The following is a 24,089-nucleotide window of genomic DNA, read 5'->3' on the forward strand; positions in this document are numbered from 1 at the left end:
CGATCCGGCTCCGGCCGTCGGCGCGATCAGCTCCGCTGCGGCACGACCATGCGCCGCAGGGTGCCATCGTGCAGCCAGAAGGCATGGAAGAGCGCGCCGGCCGCGTGCACGACGATGAGGATGACGAAGGCTGGCTTCGATATCTCGTGCACCTCGTTCCACGGCTCGCCGAGATAGAAGCCGAGCAGGCCGGTGACCGGAGCGGCGAACAGCAGCAGATAGAAGAGATGATGCGCGCCGGTGGCCGCCAGCCCCAGCGCGCCGCCACCGATCGGCGCCGGGGCGCCTTGCACGATACGCAGCAGCAGACGCAGCGCCGCCAGCGCGAGAACCGCGATGCCGACCCAGTAGTGGGCGTTGCCGAGCGCCGTTTCCGTGCCGGAAAGGACCTTGCCTTCCTCGGCGGCCTCGACCATCTCCGCCATGCTCTCTCCGAAGACGAGCTGGAAGATGACGAGCGCGGCGACAAGCCAGTGAAGCGCGATCTGCGCGGGTGAATATCCGGTTCGTACAAGCGCGGACATGGGTCAGTTCTCCTGTGTGCCGGGCGCCCCGGGGGCGGGTGCGCGCGTGCCGGAAGACGGAAACGGTGAAGCGGCGGGCGGCCGCTGAGGGGCGGCCGCGGCGCACAGATCGGCAAGGCTGCCGCCGGGGGCGAACTCCACATCGAGGCGGCGCAGCGCCAGTGTGTCGGGCGCCATCCGCGCCTCGATGCGGTTGCCGCGCGTGTCGCGGAGATGAATCCTGTAGCAGCCGCCGTCGGTGCGGATTCGCCGCACCTGCCAGCCCATCGCCCGGCCCATCTCCTCCGCCGCCCGGCCGGCCGCCTCCCGCGGCTGCCAGCTCGCCATCGGCACGCCGCAGCGATCATCGGCCAGCGCGCCGCCGGCACCTGTTCCACCCCACAGCACGAGCGCCATCAGGATACACCGTTTCATCCCGTCAATCCCTTCCAGCGATCTTTTGCCAGCGGTTATTGGCCAGCGGCTGTTTGCCTGCGGTCATTTGAACAGTTCCAGAAAGTGCGGCGATGAACTAGCGTTCCCGGCTACCGGGATGAGCGAATAGCCTGACGGGAGACTGAACGGGGCAGCGGCGCGCGTTCAGCCGCCTGTCAGTTCGCAGGCCGACGAGCATGGAACGGAAGGCGAAGGAACGGGCATGCGCATCCTTCTGGTCGAAGACGATCACGGCATCGGCGATGCCGTGCACGCCCAGATCGCCTCCGACGGCCACACGCCCGACCGGGTGGCGACGCTCGCCGACGCGCGCGCCTGCGCCGATACCGTCGTCTACGACCTGATCCTGCTCGACCTGATGCTGCCCGACGGTGCCGGCCTCGGCTTCCTGCGCGCCTTGCGCCGGCAGGGCTCGGCGGTGCCGGTCATCATCCTCACCGCCCGCGACCGGATCACGGAGCGGATCGAGGGGCTCAACGCCGGCGCGGACGATTATCTCGTCAAGCCGTTCGATCTCGCCGAGCTGTCGGCCCGCATCGGCGCGGTGGCGCGGCGCTATGCGGGCAACCCCAACCCGCTGGTCGAACTCGGCCACCTCGCCATCGACCTCGCCGCCCGCCGCATCACCGGCCCGGAAGGAGAGATCGCCCTGAGCCAGCGCGAATGGGCGGTGTTCGAGACCCTGCTGCAGCGCCCCGGCAACATCGTGCCGAAATCCGTGCTGGAGGAACGGCTCTATTCCTTCGATGCGGAGGTGGAGAGCAACACCATCGAGGTCTACGTCAGCCGTCTGCGCCGCAAGCTCGGGCGGGGCAGCGTCGAAACGCTGCGCGGCCTCGGCTACCGGCTGGGGCGCGGGTGAAAGCGGTGGATGCGCGCCGCCCCCGAACCCGCCCGCGCAGCCTGCGGCGCGACCTCGCGCTCGGCCTTTCCGCCGGGCTCTGCCTCTTCTGGCTCTTGGCGATGGCCGCCGCCGCGCAGATCGTCCGGCACGAGCTGGAGGAGATCTTCGATTCCGCCCTGCGCCAGACCGCCGAGCGCATCCTGCCGCTCGCGGTGATCGAGCTGATCAACGACGAGGAAGCACCCGGGACCCGCCAGGTCTCCGCCGTGGGGCCGCGGCGCGAGGGCCAGATCACCTATGTCGTGCGCGAGCGCGACGGGCGCATCGTGCTCGCCTCCGACGACGCCGACCTGGCGGTCTTCGGCCGGCCGCTGGCCGAAGGCTTCCACACCGTGAACGACCATCGCATCTATGCGCGATACGCCGTGTCGGGCACCTACCGGATCGAGGTGGCGGAGCCGTTTTCCTACCGGCGCGAGGCGCGGTGGGAAACCATCGGCTTCATGTTCCTGCCGTTGCTCCTGCTGCTGCCGGCGAGCCTTATCGGCATCGCGCTCTTCACCCGTGCGCGCCTTGCCCCAGTGGCGGCGCTGTCGGCGGAGGTGGCGGGGCGCGACGCCTCGGACCTCTCGGCCCTGACCACGCCCGGCCTGCAGGAGGAACTGGCGCCGATCCGCGACGCGGTGGACCGGCTGATGGCGCGGCTTGCGCGCACGCTGGAGGCCGAGCGCGCCTTCACCGCCAACGCCGCGCACGAATTGCGCACGCCCGTGGCGGCCGTGCTGGCGCAGACCCAGCGGCTGGTGGCGGAGGCGCCCGAGGGACCGTTGCGCCAGCGGGCGCTTACCATCGAGACGGAACTGAAGCGCCTCGCCCGGCTCGCCGAAAAGCTGCTACACCTGTCGCGGGCGGAAGGCGGCGGCGTGCTGGCCGGGATCGAATGCGACATGGCGCTGATCCTCGCCCTGGTGGCGGAGGATTTTTTCCGCGCGGGACACGGGGAGCGCCTGCGGCTCGCCCTGCCGGAAGGCGGCGCCCGGATGCGCGTCGACCCCGACGCCTTCGCCATCCTTGCCCGCAACCTCATCGAGAATGCGCTGATCCATGGCGATGCCGCCGCGCCCGTCGAGGTGAAGCTCTCCTTTGGCGGCACACTCACCGTCGCCAACGCCGGCCCCGCCGTGCCGGCCGACAGGCTCGCGCGGCTGACGGATCGCTTCGAGCGGGCGGGCAGCACGGCGAGCGGCTCCGGTCTCGGCCTTGCCATCGCCGCGGCGATCGCGAAGGGCACCGGCGCCGCCCTCACCCTCGCCTCACCCGCTCCGGGCCGGAATGACGGCTTCGAGGCCCGGTTCCAGCCGCAGGCACCGCCCGCGACGGCTCGCTGAGCGGCGAGCTCATTCGCGCCATCGTCCCGGACTGGCGCACTGGCGCCTGGTTCTGCGGCTCCGCCGGTTTCGGCGCGGCGCTGCGGCGGAACCTGGCCGCGCATGGGATACCCGTGCAGGAGAGGTTCCAGCGGGAAGCTGTTCGACCTGCTGCAACCGATGACGATACTCGCTCTACACAGCCTGCCCACTGTCCGCGCCCGAGCGATTGCCTCGACGAGGGGCACGATGCAACAAAGCGACCTGCCCGGCGCCCGCCCCGGGCGGGAGGCGCAGCAGGCGCATGCCGTTGGCGATGACCACCAGCACCGAGAGCTGATGGACCAGCATCCCGCCCGCCATATGGACATGGCCGCTGAACACGCCCGCCAGCAGGCCGGCCACGGTCAGCAGCGCGATGATCAGGTTCTGGCGCATGTTGGCGAGCGTCGCGCGCGAGATGGCGATCGCCTCGGGGATCTTGCCGAGGTCGTCGGACATCAGCGCGATATCGGCGGTCTCGATCGCCACGTCGCTGCCCGCCGCGCCCATGGCGATCGAGGTGTCGGCCGCCGCGAGTGCCGGCGCATCGTTGATGCCGTCGCCGATCATCGCCACATGGCTGCCCCCGGCGCGGAACTGCCGGATCAGTTCCAGCTTCTGCTCGGGAAGCAGACCCGCGTGGATATCGTCGATGCCGACCTCGGCCGCCACGGCCTGCGCCGCCTGCTTCTGGTTGCCGGTCAGCATGGCGATGTTTGTGACGCCGATCTCGCGCAGCCGGGCGATGGCGGCCCTGGCCGTCGGGCGCGGCCGGTCCGACAGGCCGAGGATACCCGCCACCCTGCCGTCGAGCGCCACGATCACCGGCGTGCGCCCACGCTCCAGCAGCCCGGCCAGCGCCGCCCCGGCCTCGGGATCGAGCGCGATGCCCAGCCGGTCCATCAGCCACCGGCTGCCGGCCGCGATCTCGCGGCCGGCATGGCGGGCGACGATGCCCATTCCCGCCTGCTCCTCGACCGCATCCGGCGCCGGGATCTCGCCCGCCGCCCGGCCGGCCTCGACGATCGGCCGGCCGAGCGGATGGTCCGAGCCGGATTCGGCGATCGCCGCCCAGTGCAGCACCTCATCGCCGTCGTGGCCGCCGAGGGCGACTACTTCGGCCAGGCTCGGCCGACCCTCGGTCAGGGTGCCGGTCTTGTCGAGGGCGAGCGCGGTGATCCTGCCCGCGCTTTCCAGATGCTGCCCGCCCTTGATCAGGATGCCCGAGCGCGCCGCCCGGCCGATGCCCGCCACGATCGACACCGGAGTCGAGATCACCAATGCGCCGGGGCAGCCGACGACGAGCAGGGTCAGCGCCAGCCGGATGTCGCGGGTCGCAAGCCAGGTTCCCAGCGCCAGCAGCATGATCGCCGGCGTGTACCACTGCGCGAAGCGCTCGATCATGCGCTGGCTGGGAGCGCGCTCCTCCTGCGCCTCCTCGACGCGGCGGATGATGCGCGCCAGCGTGGTGTCGGCGCCGATGCCGGTGGCGCGGATGCGCAGGAGGCCGTTCTCGGCGATGGTGCCGGCATGGACACGGGCGCCGGGCGCTTTCTCGGCCGGGATCGGCTCGCCGGTGATCGGGGCGTCGTTGACGGCGGCGTTGCCCCCGGTGACCTCGCCGTCGACGGGAATGCGCTGGCCAGCCTTGACCAGCACGATCTCGCCCGGCCGCACCGCGCCCGCCGCCACCTCGACCGGCCGGCCGTCGCGGATCACGGTCGCGACTTCGGGCGCGGCCTTCAGCAGGTCGGCCAGCGCGCCGCGGGTCTGGCGCATCGTCCGTGCTTCGAGCCAGGCGCCGAGCATGAACAGGAAGGTGACCGCCGCCGCCTCCCAGTATTCGCCGATCACCAGCGCGCCGGTTGCGGCGACGGTGACCAAAAGCTCAATGGAGAGATGCCGGATGCGCAGTGCCTGCACCGCGCGCACGGCAATGTCAGAGCCGGCGAGGAATGCGGCAGCGATCATCAGCGCCGCCCGGACCTCGCGCGCATCGAAACCGTAGCGCGCAACGAGGCCGATGATGATCAGCGCGCCGCTGCCGATGGTCAGCCACAGGCGCCGGGTGGCGGGGTGCGAAAGCCCCGCCCGAATGGAGGTGAACATGTCGGTGTTCCCTGTGCCGGATGCCGGAAATCCCGCCGCCCGACGGGGCGGCGGGGCATGGAGATCAGAAGGCCGCGGGCCGCGCCTCGTAGCCCGTCGAACGCACGGCCTGCACGAGGGTGTCGACCGGGGCACGGGCGGGATTGTGGTCGATCTCGATGCGGCCGGTGCTGAAATGCACCCTGGCGTCTTCGACGCCGGGCAGGGCCTTCAGCGCCTTCTCGATCTTCGCCACGCAGGACGGGCACGAAAACTCGTCGCTGCGAAGAATGGTTTTAAGTTTCTCGGACATCGGTCTGCTCCTTTGGCTCTCTGCCGGGCCGGCTGACGGCCGGAGGTTGCTGGCAACGGAAAGATATGCTGTCCTCTCACGCACAGGGATTGGCGATATGGGCAAGGAGTCCTTGCATGGAAGCACAGGCGGCGAACTGGGACGATCTGCGCCTGTTTCTGGCGGTGGCGCGGGTGGGCACGCTCTCGGGCGCGGCGCGCACGCTCGGGGTCAATCATTCGACCGTGTTCCGCCGGGTCGGCGCTTTCGAGGACCGGCTCCGCGTGCGGCTGTTCGAGCGGCTGCCCAACGGCTATGCCTTGACCCCGGCGGGCGAGGAGATGCGCGACGCGGCGATGCGGATCGAGGAGCAGATCGCCGCTCTCAGCCGCAGGGTCACCGGGCGGGATCTGCGGCTCGGCGGCACGGTCCGCATCACCACCGTCGACATGCTGGCGCTTGGCGTGCTGCCCGGCCATCTGGCGGCGTTCCGTGCGCAATATCCAGGGATCGTGCTGGACGTGGTGGTGTCGAACGCAGCCCTCGACCTGACCCGGCGCGAGGCCGATGTCGCGCTGCGCGTCGGCAATGCCCCGTCCGAGACGCTGGTGGGCCGGCGGGTGGCGCGGCTGGCCTTTGCGATCTACGCTGCGGCCGGTGGCCCGACCGTGCAGGACGGGGAATTGACAGCGCGGGACTGGATCGGCTTCGACGACGAGCACGCGCCGCTGGCGCGGCACATGGCCCGGCTCTATCCGCAGGCGCGGCTGGCTTTTCGCACCAATTCGATCCCGGCGGCGATCGGCGCGGCGCGGGCGGGGACGGGGCTGGCGCCGCTGCCCTGCGGCCTCGCGGACCGCGATCCCGGCCTGATCCGCATCGCCGAGATGCCCGAGCCGTTCACGCTGGACCTGTGGCTGCTCACCCACGAAGACCTGCGCGCCACCGCCCGCATCCGCGCCTTCATGGACTTCATGGCCGAGGCCTTTGCAGCGGAGGCCGACCTGCTCGAAGGACGCCGCCCGGGACGGCCCTCCAGCGCCCCTCCTGCCGGACAGGACCAGGACGGCGGGAAACGCAACTGCGTTTCCTGAGACAGCGCATCGCGCTTCAAAAGCCTCCGGTTCGTCACAGGACCGGGCAGCTTTCATCCCGTGCCCAATCGGAAAAGCTGAGATAATAGGCGTGGACATCATTGAAACCGGCGCGCATGGCGGCAATGGCCGCGAGTGCCGCCCGTCCGCCACCGTCGCAATGGGTCACGATGTGATCGCCGGGCTGAAACCCGGCAGCCGAGAGCATCCGCCGCAGCGTTCCGGCGGAATTGACGCGTCCGTCTTCGAGCAGATCGGCATGGGGCAGAAGCCGCGCGCCTGGAAGATGACCGGCCCGCGCGTTGTTGCGGCTGTCGGTGCCGGAGAACTCCGCCTCCGTCCTTGCGTCGAGAATGGCGGTACTGCCGAGTTCCGCCTTGAGGCGGTCACGCGTCACGAGGCCGACGGGACCCGCATGGACCCTGGCGCGGAACGCCTCCCCTGCGTCATGGACCGGAATCGAAAGGGCGACACTCTCCCCTTTGAGGGCGGGCCAGCCTCCGTTCACGATGACTGCCCTTGCGCCAAAGAATTGCAGGACGAACCAGACACGCGCGGCTTCCGTCATGCGGCCGTCATCGAAGATCACCGCCGTCAGCGCATCCGTCAGCCCGAGAGCCGAGATTTCCGCCTGCCAGTGGTCCAGGTTGTCGAAGGACGATTGCTCGGTTCTGGCGGCTTCGATCCACGCCTCGACCGGCACCCGGATCGCGCTTTCCGCATGGTCCGCCGCAAAGGAGTCGCGGTCACGCACGTCCAACAGGAACGGGCGGTCGAGACGCGGAATGTCGGCGGCTTCGATGACGGGATCGGCCATGGCGCTGCCTTTCGTGAAGTTTCGGCGACGGCAAGCCTACGGGATTGCATTGCGCGATACAATATCCGATAACGAAGAACGATATTGGAAAACGATATGATCGAAAACCCGCACGATCGCAAGCTGGAGCATCACGACCTGCTCTCGGGGCTGGTCCGGCTGCATGTGCTGCATCACGCCGCCGAGCACGAGATCTACGGGCAATGGATGATCGACGAACTGGCCAGCCATGGCTATCGGCTCTCGCCCGGCACGCTCTACCCCATGCTGCACAAGATGGAGCGGGACGGTTATCTCACGTCCCGCAGCGAGCGCGACGGCCGCACGGTGCGCAAGTTCTATTCCATCACCGAAAAAGGCAAGGCGGGCCTGGCTCTGGCCAAGGAGCGGGTCCGCGAATTCACCGGCGAGGCCATGCGACAATGACCGACACATCCGCAAACAACAGCAGTGCCGCGGCCAAAGGCACGTCCGGCGAGGTTCTGGCGGCTTTCCTCAAGCTGGGCCTGACGTCCTTCGGCGGGCCGATCGCGCATCTGGGCTATTTTCGCGAGGAATTCGTCGCCCGGCGCGACTGGATCGACGATCGCGGCTATGCCGATCTGGTGGCGCTGTGCCAGTTCCTGCCCGGCCCGGCCTCCAGCCAGGTCGGCTTCGCGCTGGGGTTGCAGCGGGCGGGGCCGCTGGGGGCGCTCGCGGCTTTCGCGGGATTCACCCTGCCATCGGCCATCCTGCTGATCCTGTTCGCCTGGTGGGCGGCGGCCTTGTCCGGCCCGCTAGGCCAGGGCGTGATGCACGGGCTGAAGGTCGTCGCGGTGGCGATCGTGGCGCAGGCGGTCTGGGGCATGGCCCGCACGCTCTGCCCCGATCGCGAACGCGCGGGGATCGCGGTCGCCGCCGTGCTGGTCGCGATCTTCGTCGGCGGCGCGGCCGGCCAGTTGGGCGCGATCCTGTTGGGAGGGCTGGCGGGCCTGTGGCTGTGCCGCGAGGCCGGGACCGGGGCTGGGACCGCCCTGCACTTTCCCGTCTCGCGCCGCGCGGGCGCCTTTGCGCTGATCCTGTTCTTCGCCCTGCTGATCGGCCTGCCGCTCATGGCCGCAGCGATCCCGGCGCAGGGGCTGGCAGTCGTCGATGCCTTCTACCGCGCCGGCGCGCTGGTCTTCGGCGGCGGCCATGTGGTGCTGCCGCTGCTGGAGGCGGAGGTGGTGGCGCCCGGCTGGGTCTCGCCCGACGCTTTCCTTGCCGGCTATGGCGCGGCGCAGGCGGTGCCGGGGCCGCTCTTCACCTTCGCCGCCTATCTGGGCGCGGCGCTGGAACCCGCCCCGAACGGGATCGCCGGCGCGATGATCGCGCTTCTGTCGATCTTCCTGCCCGGCTTCCTGCTGCTGGTCGGCGCGCTGCCGTTCTGGAACGCCCTGCGCGCGCAACCGAGGGTCCGGGCGCCGATGGCCGGGGCCAATGCGGCGGTGGTCGGCATCCTGGGTGCGGCACTCTACCACCCCGTCTGGACCGGCGCGATCCTGCGGCCCGAGGATTTCGCGCTGGCGCTGGTCTGTTTCAGCGCTCTGGTGGTCTGGAAGGCACCGCCGTGGATCGTCGTGCTGGTTGCCGCCACCGGCGGGGCGGTGCTGACGCTGATCTGACCCTCACCGCCCGTCACCGCTGACATGCGGCCCGGTCCCGGGCAGGGATATCGTCATCGACGCGTTGAATTCTCCCGTCGCGATTTCCACTTTCACAGGAAATCGGTGCGCTTGATGCGGATCAAGGCCCGGTTTCCCGAATCGGAAGACGGTGCGGTGGTGCGGAACAGAGGTTGATCCAACTGATGGCCGGCGTGCGGCGGGCAAGTGTGCAAGTAAAGACAAGTGTGCAAGTGAAGATGCTGCTGGCCCTGCTGGTCGCGGCGGCGCTGCTGGTTGCGCCCTTCGCCCACGCTCTGTCCGTCACATGCCACGACCGGGCGGATCAGGTGCATGCGACCGATGCGGGAAGCCCACAGCACGCAACCGCTGCCGAACAGGATGACCACTCCGATCATTCCCCGGCTGCAGAGCGTGGGGATTGCTGCACTTTTGCCTGTGGCGCCTGTCCCGTCGCGACGGACAGAGCGGCCGGCATGACCCTCGTCCCGGTTTACGCCAGCCAACACTATGAGCGGTCCGACCGGATCGCTTCCGGGCGATCGATCCCGCCCCCTCTCGCTCCTCCTCGATTCCGGGCCTGATCCGGTCCGGGCCGTGCGGTTCCTGCGCGCGGCCCGGCCTTCCCGCGCGCGCCACGCGGCGCGTCCAGGCCAATTCGCCGGCATTGCATCGGCACGGAACCGAGTATCCCATCATGAAACGCCGCGACTTTCCCGGCCGGCTGAAGGCCGATGCCGCCGCGCGTGACGCACGCGTCACGCGCGTGATGTTCCCGATACCGGCGTGGACCCATATCCGCCCTGCCGGACGGGAAGGCGCAACTGCCCGGGAAGACGACACCCACGCCGTTTCCGCCTTCGTCCAACGGATCAATTGCATCGGGACAAGTCCCATCCCTCCCGGAGACATCCGCCGATGACCGATCACGAATCCCATGCCGGCCGTCATGGCCACCACGACCGTCATGCCCATGCCCAGCACCGCCATTCGGCCGGCGGCACAGTCATGGCTGCCACCGGCTCCGGCCATGCCGAACATGGCGGTCATGGCGGGCATGACCACGGTGCGATGGTCGCGGATTTCCGCCGTCGCTTCTGGATCACGCTGATCCTGACACCGCCGATCCTGCTGCTGTCGCCGATGATCCAGCACTGGTTCGGGATCGCCGGGGCGATGGCTTTTCCCGGCGACCGCTACGTGCTCTTCGCGCTCTCGACCATCGTCTATGTCTATGGCGGCTGGCCGTTCCTGACGGGCCTCGCCTCGGAACTGCGCAAGCGTCAGCCCGGCATGATGACCCTGATCGCGCTGGCGATCTCGGCCGCCTATTTCTTCTCGGCCGCCGTCACCTTCGGTTTCCCGGGCGAGGAATTCTACTGGGAACTGGTGACGCTGATCGCCATCATGCTGCTCGGCCACTGGATCGAGATGCGCTCGGTGATGGGCGCCTCGCGGGCGCTGGAAGAACTCGTCCGCCTTCTCCCCGACAGCGCGACGAGGATCGACGCGGACGGCACGATGCACGAGGTTGCGATCTCGGCACTTCAGCCCGGCGACCGCGTGCTGGTGCGCCCGGGCGCCAAGGTGCCGGTCGATGGCGAGATCGTCGAGGGATCGTCGGGCTTCAACGAGGCGATGCTGACCGGCGAATCCCGGCCCGTCACCAGGGGCGTCGGCGCCACCGCCATCGGCGGCGCGATCAACGGCGCCAGTGCCGTGACCATGAAGGTGACCGCCACCGGCGATGCCACCTATCTGGCGCAGGTCATCGACCTGGTGACAAGGGCACAGGCCACCCGGTCGCGCACCCAGGACCTCGCCAATCGCGCCGCCTCGTGGCTGACCTGGATCGCGCTCACGGTCGGTTTCGGAACGCTCGCCGTCTGGTGGCTGGTGCTGGACGCGCCGTTCGAATTCGCGATGGCACGGATGGTGACGGTGATGGTCGTCGCCTGTCCGCATGCGCTGGGTCTTGCCGTGCCGCTGGTCGTTGCGGTCAGCACCTCGCTGTCGGCCGGCAACGGGCTGCTGATCCGCGACCGCGCCGCCTTCGAGCGGGCGCGCAACCTCGATACCGTGGTCTTCGACAAGACCGGCACGCTGACCGAGGGGCGGTTCGGCGTCAGCGACATCGTGCTGCTGGCGGAGGGCGAGCAGAATACGGAACTGGCCTTCGCCGCCGCGGCCGAAAGCCAGTCCGAACACCCCATCGCCCACGGCATCGTCGCCGAGGCGAAGGCCCGCAACCTGACCGTGCCGAAGGCCAGCGAGGTGCGCAACATCACCGGCGAGGGCATCACCGCCCGCGTCGACGGACAGGATATCCGCATCGTCAGCCCCGGCCATCTCGCACGGCAGGGCAACGCCATCGCCCATGACAGCCTCGGGCGCCTTGAAGCACAGGGCAAGACGGTCGTCGTTCTCGTCCGCGACGGCACGCCGCGCGCCCTCCTCGCGCTGGCCGACATCGTGCGCCCGGAATCGAAGGAGGCCATCGCCGAACTCAAGTCCCTCGGGATCAGTTCCGTCATGCTCACCGGCGATGCCGAGGGCGTCGCGAAGGCAGTGTCGGGGGAACTCGGCATCACCGAATACTTCGCCGAGGTGCTGCCCGATCAGAAGTCGCGGAAGATCGAGGAGTTGCAGGCGCGCGGGCGTTCCGTCGCCATGGTCGGCGACGGGGTGAACGACGCGCCCGCGCTGGTCGTGGCCGATCTCGGCATCGCCATCGGCGCCGGCACCGACGTCGCCGTGGAATCGGCCGATGTCGTGCTGGTCAGAAGCGACCCGCGCGACGTGGCGGCGATCCTCGGCCTGTCGCGCGCCACCTGGCGCAAGATGGTGCAGAACCTGATCTGGGCGACGGCCTACAATGCGCTGGCCGTGCCGATGGCGGCCGGCATCACTTTCGGCACCGGCTTCCTGATGACGCCCGCGGTGGCCGCAGTGTTCATGTCCGCGAGCACCGTCATCGTCGCCGTCAACGCCCAGTTCCTGCGCTCCTACAGGCGGCACGGATGAGCGGCAATTTCCGTGCGAACTTGACGCCGATCCCTTCATTGCCGGGCAGGCGGCAACATGCTGCGGCATTCAGGCGCCTGCTCATCCTTCTTGTGTCGCGCCGGAACCGGTGCGGCGCGACAGTGAAATCCGCAAGCGAGATATGACGATGCGACACAATCACATTCCAGGCCGGCGCGCCTTTCTGACGGCCGTCGGCGCATTCTCCGTGCTGATGTCCATGGCAGGTGGCGGACAGGCCGGGGCGCTGCCCCCGGTGACCGTCACCAGGGATCCGTCCTGCGGATGCTGCGACGGCTGGGTCGCGCATATCGAGGCCGCAGGCTTCCAGGTGCGGGTAGTGAACTCGCCGGATGCCGACAGCCTCAGGCAACGGCTCGGCGTGCCGGCCGACCTGGTGTCGTGCCATACCGCTGAAGTGGGCGGCTATGTGGTCGAGGGGCACGTTCCCGCCGCCGCGATCCGCCGCCTGCTGGTCGAGCGGCCCGAGGCGACGGGGCTGGCCATTCCCGGAATGCCGGCCGGCGCGCCCGGTATGGATTTCCCCGGCGTCCAGCCGGAGCCATATGAAGCGTTCCTCTTCGATCCGACCATCCGGACCTTCGGACGCTTTGTCGGCTCGCGGGAAATCTGAGCGAGGCACCCGCATGACCGCCCCGCCCGCCGGGTATCCGGGACAATGCCGACAGGAGGGAATCCCGCCGGTCGTCGGCGCTGTCATCGCGATCTGCATCCTGTTGCTTGCCATCGGCGCACTGGTTCTTCAGGCGCGGTCGCACGCCGGTCCTGCCGGACTCGCCATCCATCACCAGCAGGCCGCCGCCACGACGCCTTTCTGCGCCGGGCACCACCTGCCGGACATGCAGGACGCGGCTCTCTACGCCGGCTGCGCAAGTGATGAGAGCGGCGGGTATCCCGCGGATTGCTGTCAGTCCTGCCTGATCGTCGCCCTTTCTGTCGGATCGCCGATACCCGCCCCGCCCCTGCGCGGCGAATTCTTCATGGTCAGGTATCCCGATCCGCTCGGACGATCCCCGGAAGGCCCCCTGAGGCCGCCACGCCTCGTCGCCATGTGAAGCGCCGCACCGGCGCAGATCCGCAAGACCATGCGAACAGGGCGGAGACCCGCGACCGCGAACCGGATTGTCGGCGCTCCGCGATCAAAGGATGAAATCAATGTTACGAACCGCAATCGTTCTTTCCGTCGGCATTCTGGCAGGGCTGCCGGGCGCCGCTCTGGCCCAGGTCGGGCATGCCCCCCACCACAGCGGAACACCGCTGGCGAAGACGGTAGAGACGGACAGGCGCGTGCCCGACGTCACCCGCGCCTATGTCGAGGCGATGGATGCGATGCACGGGCCGATGATGGACGGGGTCATGGCCGGCGATCCCGATGTCGCCTTCGTCCGGGGCATGATCCCGCATCATCAGGGCGCGATCGACATGGCCAGAATCGTCCAGCAGTACGGCGACGATCCGAAGACAAAAGAATGGGCCGCCCAGATCATCGAGGCGCAGGAACGCGAGATCGCCGAAATGCGGGCATGGCTGGAGGCGAATGCCGGCGTGTTGCCTGCGGCGCTCGGCCAGACCGGCGGGACCGTCTACACGGCCAACGAAGGCGGCGGCTCCATCAGCGCCATCGACCTCGGCACCGGAGCGGTCACGACGGTTTCGCTCCCGGTCGCGCCCCATAACGTCGATCTGACGCCGGATGGCAGGCTGCTGCTGGCGGTCGGAGATCCTGCCCCCGAGGGAGATCACGGATCGAACGGGCACGGGCATGGCGCGGAATCTGCCGCCGCGGGGCTGCTGGTCATTCTTGATCCGCAGAACATCGCGGCGCGCGGGACGATCGTCGCGGTGGGCCCTCACCCGGCCCACGTGGTCGCCGACCGGCTGGGGCGCGCCTATGTCTCGCTTGCCGGCGGAGACGAGATTGCCGTGGTCGACCTTGCACAAGCAGAGGTCATCGCGCGCATCGCGACGGGCGCCTATCCCCACGGTCTGCGGCTCAACCCGGGTGAAACCGAACTCTACGTCGCCAATGTCGAGGACGGGTCGGTGTCCGTCGTCGATACGCAGGCGCTTGCCGAGGTCGCGCGCATTCCGGTGGGCAAGGCGCCCGTTCAGGTCGGCTTCACGCCCCCGGGTGACCAGGTTTATGTCTCGCTTCGCGACGAGAACCGTGTGGCTGTCATCGACACCGCGTCCCGCGCGGTGACGAACAGGATCGGCGTGGGGCCGAATCCGATCCAGGTGTTCGCGACCACGGATGGGGCTTTCGTCTACGTGGCCAATCAGGGCACCGGGGATGCGCCGAACGACACCGTGTCGGTGATCGACACCGCAACCGGACGGGTGGTGGAAACCCTCACCGCCGGCGGCGGCGCCCACGGCGTGTCGGCATCGGCGGATGGCGCCTGGGTGTTCGTGACGAACATCGCCGATGACAGCGCCTCGGTCATCGACGTCAAGCGGCGCGAGGTCGTCGGCACGGTGCCGGTCGGCGATCGGCCCAATGGCATCGTCCACGCCAGCCCGGTCCGCTGAGCGGCCGGCGCCGGAGCCTGCTCCGGCGCCGATTCAATCATGCTCGGCGCCGGCTGGAGATTTCGACAGTCTTTCCGGTAAGGTTGCAGCCATGGACATCGCCCCCGCGACCCGGCTCGGATGACATGTCTTCAGCTGATCCGGCTGTGTCATGTCCACAGTCTATCTCCCGATGGTCGAGGCCGTCGCTACAGTCTTGCTTGAGAAAATGCGCCATTCGTGCGCCCATCCGTGCGCCTTGGAAACAATGTCACCGGTGGGCAATGTCCGGCGGATTGTCTGGAAGCAGTTGGTCCTGAACAGAGGTACCCGTTGCCTCCTTGGGGTCAATGAGGGTAATTCTGGTCATGTTCTTTCTCTCCGATTTGCCTGGAGGGGAGGAATTGCCGGTTCGTCGATGGCAGTCGGCGAGCCGGCCCATTTCGGGCTGATGCTTGCGGAAGCACAGATCCATTCAGTTGGCCGGCGCAACCCTGCCGGGAAGACTGAGGTCGCCGGATGCGACCTTGAACACGTTGTCGACGCAGAGCAGCGGCGCATGCAGGTTGGCGTTGACCTTCAGCCCGGCCGTGACCCCGTCGAACGACGCCCCCGTGATACCTCCGATGAGCGAAACCGGGATGGACACCTCGACCTTTTCGCCGCTGAACGTGGTCGGATATTCTGGACTGTCGATCAGCAGCGGGACGTTCGGCCAAGTGGGTGGAACCTTCGGAGTTGCGCCCTTGGGAATATCGATGACCTTGAGGCCACCGCCGCACGCCTTGTCCTCGGCCAGCACCACCCAGTGCGGGTGCCAGACGTGACGGTTCTTGCCGCCATAGGCGGCATCGTCGAAATCCGGGTGGAAGGTCACGGCGAGCGCCACGATCCCCTGATCCGGCTCGAAACCGATATCGCCGCTGTCGAGGGTGGTCGGCCAGACATAGGCGTAGACGGCCGATCCTTCGAATTTGCCGGTGGCGTCAGGCTTGTCCTTGCCCGCTTCGCCACGAACGCGAGTGGTGAAGATGGCGTTGTCGCCGCGTGTGACGATCGTCGTTTGGATGATGTCAAAGGAGGCCCTCACGGCCTCGGATGGCGCGGGCGTGATCGACTGCGCGGCGGCGGTGTGAGTCGCGACCAACGCAGCCGCGAGAACAGCCGCTGCCCAAAGGGTGTTTTTCAGCATGTCATGAACCTCTTTCTTCATTCGCCTGGAGGGAAGGACGATCCTTTTGGAACGCATTCCAGGTGGCAGCCCGAAATGAAGGATCGGCGGTTTCGTGTTCGCGGCAGTCGATCCGTAGATCCTGCTGGCCGAAGGCCGCGTCCACGAAATTGCAGTGATGCGGCCTTGCCGCACCGGCATGGGCATGAGGCCGGAAATAGCGGCAGCTCACGCACATGCGCTGAACAGGTATGGCGTTCGTCTCCTGCATGTGGCGGATCATCGCGATCAACGTGACAAGCAGGTGCTCCTGCTCGTCGGGGACCAGCGATGCGACAGCCTGCTCGGCGATGCCCGTGACGGCATGCCCGGCCTCCAGTGCCGCTCTGCCTTGCTCCGTCAGAAGGATATTCACGGAACGGCGATCGACAGGATCAGGATGCTTCACGATCAGTCCCTTTCGCTCCAGGGCTGCGATCGAATCCGTTGCCGTCGGCTGGGAGACGCCAAGCTGGAAGGCGAGATCCTTCACACTGAGGCCGGCCGGCCGGCCATCGAGATGATCGAGAATGGCATATTGGGTCGGATTGACGCCGGCGGCCTTCGCCCTCTGCCAATCATCCGCGCGCATGGCGGTGGCGATACGGGTCAAACCTTCGCGAATGCGGTGGTGAAGAGGGGTCGGGGGCTTCGGCGTTTCCATAGTCGGAGTATACATAGGATTCCTATATATTGGCAAGCCGCCTTCATGGGCCGTCAAGCGTGTATCGGGATTGACTGGCGTCGTTCCTCCATTGTGCCGCTCTTCAATACGGGGCCCGTCCCTCTTCCTTGCCCCACACTGAGGGACGCCTCAGCATCGTTCGGGCTCCCATATCGCGACTGAAAGATTCTCGCGGTGACAGGGGTTGTAGGCTTTCAACAAAGACACGTCACAAATCGGCTGCGGAGATCGTCATAGGAGTGTAACGCCTGAAGGAGACCACTGATGACGACCAAGCCCGTAAACCACTACAAAACCGTTCCCACCGTCTTTGCCGCGCTGGAAAAGGTGCATGGCGCGATCGACGAGCACGGCCTCGATCGGATGCTGCACCATCTCGTCCAGCTTCGAGCCTCCCAGATCAACGGTTGCGCATATTGCGTGAAGATGCACACCAAGGAAGCGCGTGACGATGGCGAAACCAGCGAACGGCTCGACCGCCTCGTGGTTTGGGACCATGTAAACGATTTCTCGCCCAAGGAACGCGCCGCGCTCGCCTGGACGGAAGCGCTGACCCAGATCGAGCGGAAGACGGATTACGGCGCATTGCGCGCCGAGCTGCGCACGCATTTCAGCGACACCGAGATCAGCGCGCTGACCGCGACAGTGGCGATGATCAATCTCTGGAACCGCATCCAGGTATCCACGCACTGATATGGACAAGCACGAAACGGACCTGTTCGAAGCCCGGCGCCCGTTCCTGACCGGGCTGGCCTACCGCATCCTCGGCTCGCTCGCCGAAGCCGAGGATGCGGTTCAGGACACCTGGCTGAAATGGCAGGGTGCCAAGCGCGGGGCAGTTTCCAACCCCGCCGCCTGGCTCACCACCACCTGCACGCGCCGTTGCATCGACATGCTGCGCTCGGCCCGGCGGGCGCGGGTCGATTATGTCGGCGCGTGGCTGCCGGAGCCGATCCAGACCATGACCGACGAGACCCCCGAAAGCGCGGTAGAACTGTCGTCCTCGCTCTCCCTCGCCTTCCTGCTCATACTGGAACGGCTCGCGCCGAAGGAGCGGGCCGCCTATGTGCTGCGCGAGATATTCGACCAGCCCTATGAGGATGTCGCGGCGACACTGGGCATTCAGGAGGCGACATGCCGTAAACTCGTATCACGCGCGCGCAATCGCGTCGGTCTGGCCAAGCCGGGTTCCGTCGTCCCGAAAGAGCGGCAGGAAAAGCTGCTCGCGGCCTTCCAGGAAGCGATCACGACTGGGACCACGGCTCAACTCGCCGCACTGATGGCTGAAGACATCGAGCTTCGGACCGATGGCGGAGGCAAGGCGCTCGCACTGCTGCAACCCCTTTTGGGCAAGGCCGGTGTGCTCAGCTTCCTCGGCGAAACCCTGCATCGGTCCTGGCAGAGCTTCAGATGGCAGCCTGTGCACATCAACGGCACACGGGGGGCGCTCGTTTTCGACGGGGCGCAGATCGTCGCCTCGATCAGCCTCGCCTGCGATGGGCAGGGTCGCCTGTCGCGCGTCTACATCATGCGCAACCCGGACAAGCTGGCGCGCATCGGCGAAGCCGAAAGGAGGGTTCAATGACTGGCTCCAATCGGCCTGCGGTTTCGTCGGGCTGGGGCAATCTGCTCTCTGGCGCCAACCTTGTCCGCTCGCTTGCGCTGAGCGGCGGGGTCGCCCTTCATGCTGTCAACCTTTACATCTCGACCACGATCCTGCCTTCGGTCGTGCGCGAGATCGGCGGTTTCGACTACTACGCCTGGAACACTACCCTGTTCGTCATCGCCTCGATTCTTGGCGCGGCGCTGTCGTCGCCGCTCCTCGCACGGGCCGGCCCGAGGGGCAGCTATGTCGCGGCAGTGCTCGGCTTCATTGCCGGCACGCTGGTTTGTGCCGCCGCGAATACGATGGAGATCATGCTGGCCGGGCGGTTCGTACAGGGGTTCGGAGGGGGTATCCTTTTGGCCCTAGCCTATGCCATGGTGCGCCGGGTGTTCGCCGAGCCGCTCTGGCCCCGGGCTTTAGCCCTCCTGTCGAGCATGTGGGGCATTGCGACCCTACTGGGTCCCGCTGTTGGCGGCGTCTTTGCCGAACTCGGTTTCTGGCGTGGCGCGTTCCTGTTTCTGATCCCCGCTGCCAGCCTGGTCGCCCTTGCATCGCTCTTCGTCTTGCCGCCGCGCGTAGAAAAACGAACTGAGAGCAAGCCGCTTCCAATCGTTCAGCTTGCTCTCCTGACGCTTGCGGTATTCGCCGCATCCTGGGGCGGCATGGGCGCGAACCTTTCATCCACCGTCGTTGGCATGGTCACCGCCCTCGGTCTGGTCGGGCTTGTCATCGTGACGGAGCGAAAGTCCAGGCATAGGCTGCTACCGGCCGGAAAGTTCGAGCTCCCCACCGCTCTGGGCAGCCTCTACATGGCTTCCGCGTTGCTCGCCGTCACCGTCACCTGCACGGAGATCTTCCTGCCACTCTTCTTGCAGGAACTGCATGGCCGTTCTCCAATGGAGGCCGGGTACATCGCGGCTGTAATGTCTGCGGGGTGGACGGCGGCGGCGATCTATGGATCCGGCCTTAAAGGCGATCGCCGCACCAGTGCAGTGCGCGCGGGACCTGTGCTCTCGCTTGCATCGATGGCGACCCTCGCCGCGGTCATGCCGTGGACGGGGGCGGATGGCGACTGGCTCCCCCTGGCGCTCATCTGCACAGCCCTGGTGACAGGAGGCGCGGGCGTCGGCCTTGCCTATCCGCACCTGTCGGCAATGATCCTGCATTTGGCGCCGCAGGGCGAAGAAGACAAGGCAGCATCGTCCATCATGACGGTGCAGCTCTGCGCCACCGCATTCGGTGCGGCCATTGCTGGACTGGCGGTCAATCTCGCAGGAGCGAGCAGCACTCCCGACGACATGGATGCGGCCAATGCGGCGCGGTGGCTGTTCGTGACAGTGGCAGTCGCGCCGATCACCTGCCTCGTTGTCATGAACACTGTGTCGTTCAAAGGCGCCGACCATGCGTCTTGACGATCCACCATCCTGACGATCCATATGGGTGAACCTCGCCGACCCGGGAAGCGACGCGGTGACGGCCACGGCTTGAGGACTGCCACTGGCGGTTCACGCACGCCTGTCCGCGACAAGCAGATTCAACGCATTGACAAAGCTGCGGGCCGCCGGACCGAATGGCTCGTCAAGGCGACGGGCTAGATAGCTCTCGGATTCGAGTTGACTGCGACGCCCGAGTGATTTCGTGGCAAGCCGGACCAGCCTTCCGCTTTCGAGATCCTCCCTGACCCGCCATAGCGGAAGCCTTCCCCAGCCGACGCCTGTCACGATGAGCGCATGCTTGGCATCTTGCGTGTTCACCCGGCAGGTCTGCGGCGAGATAACGCCGAAATCTCGACCCTGCGATTGCGCAGTCGGGTCAGCTAGCACAATCTGGAGGTGGTTCGCGATGTCCGAAACCTCGACCTGCCGTTCGGAGCCCAACGTCGCCAGCGGATGACCGGGGGCGACGACGGCCACCTGATGAACGGGGGCGAGCGCTTCGAAGACCACCCTGGGGTCACGGAAATCCTCACCGACCATGATCGCGAGCGTCGCGCGCTTTTCGATCAACGCCTGCAACGGCCCGCCAAGCGGCTCGACAGAGAGTCGGATCGTGACTGATGGGTGAAGGCGGCGCATCGCGGCAATAGCCAATCCGGCCACCGTGACCGGAAACAGCGTATCGACCGCGATCGATAGGTCAAGCTCGACATCCTCCCCGAAACCACGCGCCCTCGCGCGCATCGCATCGACGCGCAGCAGAATGTCGCGCGCGTCGGCAAGGATTGCCTCTCCCTGAGGCGTGAGCTTCGGGCGATGGCCAGATCGATCGAACAGCAGGAGGCCGAGTTGCGCTTCCAGGTTGGCAACGGCCGTGCTGACGCCCGACTGCGCCCGCGACAGGTGACTCGCGCCTGCACGGAAACTCCCGCTTCCGGCGACCGCGACAAATGTCCGGATCTGATCGAGGGTAAGCGCGTCCAGCATGATCACCTCCAACGATCATTTTGATACGAACTATATCACTTATGGTGGACTGATGACAGGCATATCCTTCGGGCGAGATCGAAAGTGGTAAGGAGAATACGATGACAAAGGTTCTTGTGCTTTATTACTCGTCCTACGGACATATCGAGACAATGGCCGATGCGGTGGCTCAAGGTGTGCGTGAGACTAGCGCAACTGTTGCGGTCAGGCGCGTCCCGGAACTGGTTCCCGAAACCGTAGCGACGAAATCCGGCTACAAACTCGATCAGCCGGCACCCGTTGCGAGCGTTGCCGAATTGGTCAACTACGACGCAATCATCATCGGCACACCGACAAGGTTCGGCAACATGGCCGCGCAGATGAAGAACTTCCTCGACCAGACCGGCGGGCTCTGGTTCGAGGATAGGCTTGTCGGAAAAGTCGGCAGCGTGTTCACCTCCACCGGAAGCCAGCATGGCGGGCAGGAAACGACCATCCAGTCCACCCACTCCGTGCTGATGCATCTGGGGATGATCGTCGTCGGTCTGCCCTACAGCTTCAAGGGACAGATGCGCATGGACGAGATCACCGGCTGTTCGCCCTACGGCGCCTCCACGCTTGCTGACGATGGCGAGGGCGGCGATCGTCAGCCAAGCGCCAACGAGCTGGAGGGCGCGCGCTTCCAGGGGCGGCATGTCGCGAATATCGCCATCGCCCTGGCGGCCGGACGGCTGAGCGAGGCCGCGTGATGGTAACGCTGGCGCCTGCCTCAACGCCGGTATCGACGCGCTGGGACGCCGTGTTCCTGCTTGTCGGCGCCGGCGTCGTCGCCGCCTTCCAGGTCGGCAAGGCGGTTATCGCCATTCCGATGTTGCAGTCCGATATGGGGCTTGATCTGGCAGCCATCGGTTGGCTGACCGGCGTCTTCGCCTTGCTCGGGCTGATCGGCGGCATTTCCGTCGGCGCATTTGTCGCCAGCTTTGGCGCGCGGCGCATTCTCCTTCTTGGTCTTCTCATAACCGCAATCGGCGCCGCGCAAGGCGCCACGGCTTCATCGTTCAGTCCGCTTCTGATCTCGCGCATTGTCGAAGGCTCGGGCTTTCTGCTCATCACTGTTGCAGCGCCATCCGTTCTGGAGCATGTCACGGCGCGGCCGCAGCGCGACTGCGCCTTCGCGCTGTGGAGCTGCTTCATGCCTGCCGGCATGGCAATCGCGATGCTGGCTGGCCCACTCTTCAGCAACTGGCGTGCCCTTTGGTGGGCAAGCAGCATCCTCGCTCTGGCCATCGCTGCGATGGTTGCATTGGTGATTCCGGCGGCGCGGGAGCATGTGGGCTGGTTGTGGAGCAAACTTGGCAGGGATGCGGTATCGACCATCGTGACCGGTGGTCCCGCGATGCTTGCGCTTGCCTTCGCTTTCTACAGTCTGATGTTTTTCGCACTGTTCGGCTTCCTGCCCGTATTGCTGATGGAGCGGATGCAGGTCTCGCACCAGACAGCGGGACTGCTCAGTGCGATGGCAACGGCTGCCAACATCTCCGGCAATCTCGCCGCCGGGTTTCTGCTGTCGCGCGGTGTCACGCGCTCCACCCTGATCGTATGCGCGAGTGTTGCGATGGGCATCACCGGCTTCGGAATCTTCATGCCCGTGCTGCCGGACATACCCACCTTCATGCTCTGCGTCATGTTTTCTGCTGTGGGCGGATTGATCCCGGCAACGCTCCTCTCGACCGCTCCGCTCGCAGCGCCCACCGCCGGGCTTGTGCCGATCGTCCTCGGGCTAGTGATACAGGGGAGTAATCTGGGGCAGATCGTGGGTCCGGTAGCGGTCGGAGGAGCAATCCAGGCCTATGGCTGGCCTGCCGCCGCCTTCATCGTCGCGATTGCCGCGTGGATGGCTGCGATAACCGCAGTTGCACTTGGCCGCGCTCTCCGACGACACGCAGATTCAGACCGAGACACATGAAACGCGGATCATATCGATCGGCAGAGCCGGTATCGGCAAGAAGCGGTGGACTGCTTTCCGTACCCAAGAGTCTGAAGCTGAATTTATTCTCTTTACCAGAGTGCTTGCGCCTCCTGTCTGTGAATAAACTGTCCAAATTGTAGAAGGCCACTTATGCCGGACGTCGCTAACCTACTCGCTTTCGCTCTCATCGCCCTCGGCATGGTCCTGACGCCGGGTCCGAACATGATCTATCTGATCTCGCGCTCGATCTCTCAGGGGCCTGTCGCCGGTCTGGTCTCGCTTGGCGGGGTGGCGCTCGGATTCGTCTTCTACATGCTCTGCGCTGCGCTTGGCATCACCGCACTCGTGTTGGCCGTACCCTACGCCTACGACGCCATTCGCTTCGCCGGAGCGATCTATCTGCTCTGGCTAGCGTGGCAGGCTGTCCGTCCGGGCGGGCGCTCCCCCTTTCATCTGCGCGACCTGCCCAAAGACAGCCCGCGCAAGCTGTTCGCCATGGGCTTCCTCACGAATCTGCTCAATCCGAAGATCGCATCGCTCTACCTTTCTCTCTTGCCGCAGTTCATAGACCCGGACGTTGGCAACGTGCTGACGCAATCGCTGGCCCTCGGCTTCACCCAGATCGCCATCAGCATTTGCGTCAATGCCATGATCGCTGTATCGGCCGGATCGATCGCCGTCTTCCTTGCGCACCATCCGACATGGGCGCAGATCCAGCGCTGGCTGATGGGAACGGTCCTTGCTGCGCTTGCGGTAAAGATGCTGACAGACGCACGCCGGTAAGTCCGTCCCTCGACTTCGAGTCAGAACAAAATTAGAACTGACCCGCTACTGAACGGCCACGGGCTTCAGGCGCGCTTGTCCCTGTTCTCAATTCCGCCATCGAGGATGCCCCGAGGCAGGTCCGCAAGCATGGTTTTGAATGGCTTGGGATCATCGAGCGCTCCGGCCAGGATGACTGCGCCCTGGACCGCGATCACTGCTGCTTCTGCCCGCCGCCTGGCCTCATCAGGCTCAACTCCGCCATCGCAGGCAACCGCCGCAAGTGCGGCGATCCAGCGTTCAAAGACCGCAGCCAACCTCTTGCCCAACAACTGCCTGCTCTGCCCGACAACAAAGGCGGCCAGTATGCAGCGGTTGCGACCGCTGTCGTAGAAGGCGTCGAGAGCCCCCACCATGCGGTCCAAGCGTTCGGCCGGCATGCCTGCGTTTTGCAAAGGCGCGATGACGTTCGCGTCAAGCCATGCATCGACCCTGTCGAGCACCGCCGAGGCCATCTCCTCCTTTCCTCCGGGGAAGTGGTGATAGAGGCTCGATCGACCCAGGCCCGTGGCAGAAGCGATGTCGGCCAACGAGGCGCCGTCGTACCCCGAGGCACGGAAGGTCGCTAGGGTCAGGACCCATTGATTTGAGGTAGCGATTATGATTCATGCTGCCGTGAAGGAGCCTGAATTTGAGTGATTTATTCTGGCTGACGGACGAGCAGATGGCGCGTCTTCAGCCCTATTTTCCGAA

General features: G+C 66.5%; 25 protein-coding genes. 15 read left to right on the top strand and 10 right to left on the bottom strand.

Translation table 11 applies throughout. The features are described 5' to 3' along the window. Positions 1-26 precede the first annotated feature (26 nt). Together ACOYJQ_RS18045 and ACOYJQ_RS18050 are read right to left on the bottom strand one after the other, a co-directional pair. Positions 27-524, bottom strand: a complete 498-nt coding sequence (locus tag ACOYJQ_RS18045; protein WP_433460424.1) for a cytochrome b — start codon at positions 522-524, stop codon at positions 27-29. Positions 525-527: 3 nt separating this feature from the next. Further along, positions 528-938 carry a PepSY domain-containing protein gene (locus ACOYJQ_RS18050; RefSeq protein ID WP_433460425.1) on the bottom strand — a complete coding sequence of 137 codons (411 nt, stop codon included), beginning with the start codon at positions 936-938 and terminating at the stop codon, positions 528-530. Between the two features lie 223 nt (positions 939-1,161). Between ACOYJQ_RS18050 and ACOYJQ_RS18055 the strand changes: the two genes are divergently transcribed. Further along, positions 1,162-1,821, top strand: coding sequence for a response regulator (locus tag ACOYJQ_RS18055; protein ID WP_433460426.1), 660 nt, complete (start codon positions 1,162-1,164; stop codon positions 1,819-1,821). A 5-nt stretch (positions 1,822-1,826) separates the two neighbouring features. Then, complete coding sequence (locus tag ACOYJQ_RS18060; RefSeq protein WP_433460427.1) at positions 1,827-3,191, top strand: ATP-binding protein; 1,365 nt, start codon at positions 1,827-1,829, stop codon at positions 3,189-3,191. Positions 3,192-3,365: 174 nt separating this feature from the next. Here ACOYJQ_RS18060 and ACOYJQ_RS18065 read toward each other — a convergent pair whose 3' ends face one another. Both ACOYJQ_RS18065 and ACOYJQ_RS18070 read right to left on the bottom strand, forming a co-directional pair. After that, positions 3,366-5,321, bottom strand: coding sequence for a heavy metal translocating P-type ATPase (locus tag ACOYJQ_RS18065; RefSeq protein WP_433460428.1), 1,956 nt, complete (start codon positions 5,319-5,321; stop codon positions 3,366-3,368). A gap of 64 nt (positions 5,322-5,385) precedes the next feature. Then, positions 5,386-5,613 carry a heavy-metal-associated domain-containing protein gene (locus tag ACOYJQ_RS18070; protein WP_433460429.1) on the bottom strand — a complete coding sequence of 76 codons (228 nt, stop codon included), beginning with the start codon at positions 5,611-5,613 and terminating at the stop codon, positions 5,386-5,388. 116 nt (positions 5,614-5,729) lie between these two features. On the opposite strand from ACOYJQ_RS18070, the gene ACOYJQ_RS18075 reads away from it, so the two are divergent. Beyond that, positions 5,730-6,686 (top strand): LysR family transcriptional regulator, encoded by a 957-nt coding sequence (locus tag ACOYJQ_RS18075; RefSeq protein ID WP_433460430.1) that lies wholly within the window; start codon positions 5,730-5,732, stop codon positions 6,684-6,686. 34 nt (positions 6,687-6,720) lie between these two features. Here the strand turns inward: ACOYJQ_RS18075 and ACOYJQ_RS18080 are convergent, their stop codons facing one another. Beyond that, complete coding sequence (locus ACOYJQ_RS18080) at positions 6,721-7,503, bottom strand: sulfurtransferase (RefSeq protein WP_433460432.1); 783 nt, start codon at positions 7,501-7,503, stop codon at positions 6,721-6,723. A gap of 84 nt (positions 7,504-7,587) precedes the next feature. On the opposite strand from ACOYJQ_RS18080, the gene ACOYJQ_RS18085 reads away from it, so the two are divergent. Then, positions 7,588-7,929, top strand: a complete 342-nt coding sequence (locus ACOYJQ_RS18085; protein ID WP_433460434.1) for a PadR family transcriptional regulator — start codon at positions 7,588-7,590, stop codon at positions 7,927-7,929. Continuing rightward, the gene (chrA, locus tag ACOYJQ_RS18090; protein ID WP_433460436.1) at positions 7,926-9,146 is read left to right on the top strand and encodes a chromate efflux transporter; all 1,221 of its coding nucleotides are present in this window, start codon (positions 7,926-7,928) and stop codon (positions 9,144-9,146) included. Before ACOYJQ_RS18085 ends, chrA begins: the two co-directional genes overlap by 4 nt. A gap of 92 nt (positions 9,147-9,238) precedes the next feature. Here chrA and ACOYJQ_RS18095 read toward each other — a convergent pair whose 3' ends face one another. Continuing rightward, the gene (locus ACOYJQ_RS18095; protein WP_433460437.1) at positions 9,239-9,535 is read right to left on the bottom strand and encodes a hypothetical protein; all 297 of its coding nucleotides are present in this window, start codon (positions 9,533-9,535) and stop codon (positions 9,239-9,241) included. Between the two features lie 529 nt (positions 9,536-10,064). Between ACOYJQ_RS18095 and ACOYJQ_RS18100 the strand changes: the two genes are divergently transcribed. The 4 genes from ACOYJQ_RS18100 to copM all read left to right on the top strand — a co-directional run bounded on the left by ACOYJQ_RS18100 (position 10,065) and on the right by copM (position 14,723). Beyond that, positions 10,065-12,170, top strand: a complete 2,106-nt coding sequence (locus tag ACOYJQ_RS18100) for a heavy metal translocating P-type ATPase (RefSeq protein WP_433460439.1) — start codon at positions 10,065-10,067, stop codon at positions 12,168-12,170. A gap of 148 nt (positions 12,171-12,318) precedes the next feature. After that, complete coding sequence (locus tag ACOYJQ_RS18105; protein WP_433460441.1) at positions 12,319-12,804, top strand: DUF411 domain-containing protein; 486 nt, start codon at positions 12,319-12,321, stop codon at positions 12,802-12,804. Positions 12,805-12,817: 13 nt separating this feature from the next. Further along, positions 12,818-13,246, top strand: coding sequence for a hypothetical protein (locus ACOYJQ_RS18110; protein WP_433460442.1), 429 nt, complete (start codon positions 12,818-12,820; stop codon positions 13,244-13,246). 100 nt (positions 13,247-13,346) lie between these two features. Continuing rightward, on the top strand, positions 13,347-14,723 hold the full coding sequence (gene copM, locus ACOYJQ_RS18115) for a CopM family metallochaperone (RefSeq protein WP_433460443.1): 1,377 nt from the start codon (positions 13,347-13,349) through the stop codon (positions 14,721-14,723). A 454-nt stretch (positions 14,724-15,177) separates the two neighbouring features. On the opposite strand, the gene ACOYJQ_RS18120 is transcribed toward copM, so the two are convergent. Continuing rightward, entirely contained in the window at positions 15,178-15,915 is a 738-nt protein-coding gene (locus tag ACOYJQ_RS18120) for a hypothetical protein (RefSeq protein ID WP_433460444.1), read from the bottom strand. Beyond that, positions 15,896-16,525 (bottom strand): MarR family winged helix-turn-helix transcriptional regulator, encoded by a 630-nt coding sequence (locus ACOYJQ_RS18125; RefSeq protein WP_433460445.1) that lies wholly within the window; start codon positions 16,523-16,525, stop codon positions 15,896-15,898. The genes ACOYJQ_RS18120 and ACOYJQ_RS18125 overlap by 20 nt, the downstream gene beginning before the upstream one ends. 336 nt (positions 16,526-16,861) lie before the next feature. Between ACOYJQ_RS18125 and ACOYJQ_RS18130 the strand changes: the two genes are divergently transcribed. From ACOYJQ_RS18130 to ACOYJQ_RS18140, 3 genes are read left to right on the top strand one after another with little or no spacing between them, the layout of a single operon-like run. After that, positions 16,862-17,290: a carboxymuconolactone decarboxylase family protein gene (locus tag ACOYJQ_RS18130; RefSeq protein WP_433460446.1), complete on the top strand. Its 429-nt coding sequence runs from the start codon at positions 16,862-16,864 to the stop codon at positions 17,288-17,290. 1 nt (position 17,291) lies between these two features. Next, a complete protein-coding gene (gene sigJ / locus ACOYJQ_RS18135; RefSeq protein WP_433460447.1) occupies positions 17,292-18,182 on the top strand; it encodes an RNA polymerase sigma factor SigJ in 891 nt (296 codons plus the stop codon). Continuing rightward, positions 18,179-19,615, top strand: a complete 1,437-nt coding sequence (locus tag ACOYJQ_RS18140; protein ID WP_433460448.1) for an MFS transporter — start codon at positions 18,179-18,181, stop codon at positions 19,613-19,615. Before sigJ ends, ACOYJQ_RS18140 begins: the two co-directional genes overlap by 4 nt. A gap of 93 nt (positions 19,616-19,708) precedes the next feature. Here the strand turns inward: ACOYJQ_RS18140 and ACOYJQ_RS18145 are convergent, their stop codons facing one another. Continuing rightward, complete coding sequence (locus ACOYJQ_RS18145) at positions 19,709-20,626, bottom strand: LysR family transcriptional regulator (RefSeq protein ID WP_433460449.1); 918 nt, start codon at positions 20,624-20,626, stop codon at positions 19,709-19,711. 101 nt (positions 20,627-20,727) lie between these two features. Here ACOYJQ_RS18145 and wrbA point away from each other — a divergent pair, with 101 nt between their 5' ends. The 3 genes from wrbA to ACOYJQ_RS18160 all read left to right on the top strand — a co-directional run bounded on the left by wrbA (position 20,728) and on the right by ACOYJQ_RS18160 (position 23,357). Beyond that, positions 20,728-21,354 carry an NAD(P)H:quinone oxidoreductase gene (gene wrbA, locus ACOYJQ_RS18150; RefSeq protein WP_433460450.1) on the top strand — a complete coding sequence of 209 codons (627 nt, stop codon included), beginning with the start codon at positions 20,728-20,730 and terminating at the stop codon, positions 21,352-21,354. Continuing rightward, positions 21,354-22,571: an MFS transporter gene (locus ACOYJQ_RS18155; protein ID WP_433460451.1), complete on the top strand. Its 1,218-nt coding sequence runs from the start codon at positions 21,354-21,356 to the stop codon at positions 22,569-22,571. Before wrbA ends, ACOYJQ_RS18155 begins: the two co-directional genes overlap by 1 nt. Before the next feature lie 153 nt (positions 22,572-22,724). Further along, the gene (locus ACOYJQ_RS18160; protein WP_433460452.1) at positions 22,725-23,357 is read left to right on the top strand and encodes a LysE family translocator; all 633 of its coding nucleotides are present in this window, start codon (positions 22,725-22,727) and stop codon (positions 23,355-23,357) included. 65 nt (positions 23,358-23,422) lie between these two features. Here ACOYJQ_RS18160 and ACOYJQ_RS18165 read toward each other — a convergent pair whose 3' ends face one another. Then, entirely contained in the window at positions 23,423-24,001 is a 579-nt protein-coding gene (locus ACOYJQ_RS18165) for a TetR/AcrR family transcriptional regulator (protein ID WP_433460455.1), read from the bottom strand. Positions 24,002-24,089: the final 88 nt, after the last annotated feature.

This window comes from Pseudochelatococcus sp. (assembly GCF_050946405.1).
GTDB lineage: Bacteria > Pseudomonadota > Alphaproteobacteria > Rhizobiales > Beijerinckiaceae > Pseudochelatococcus.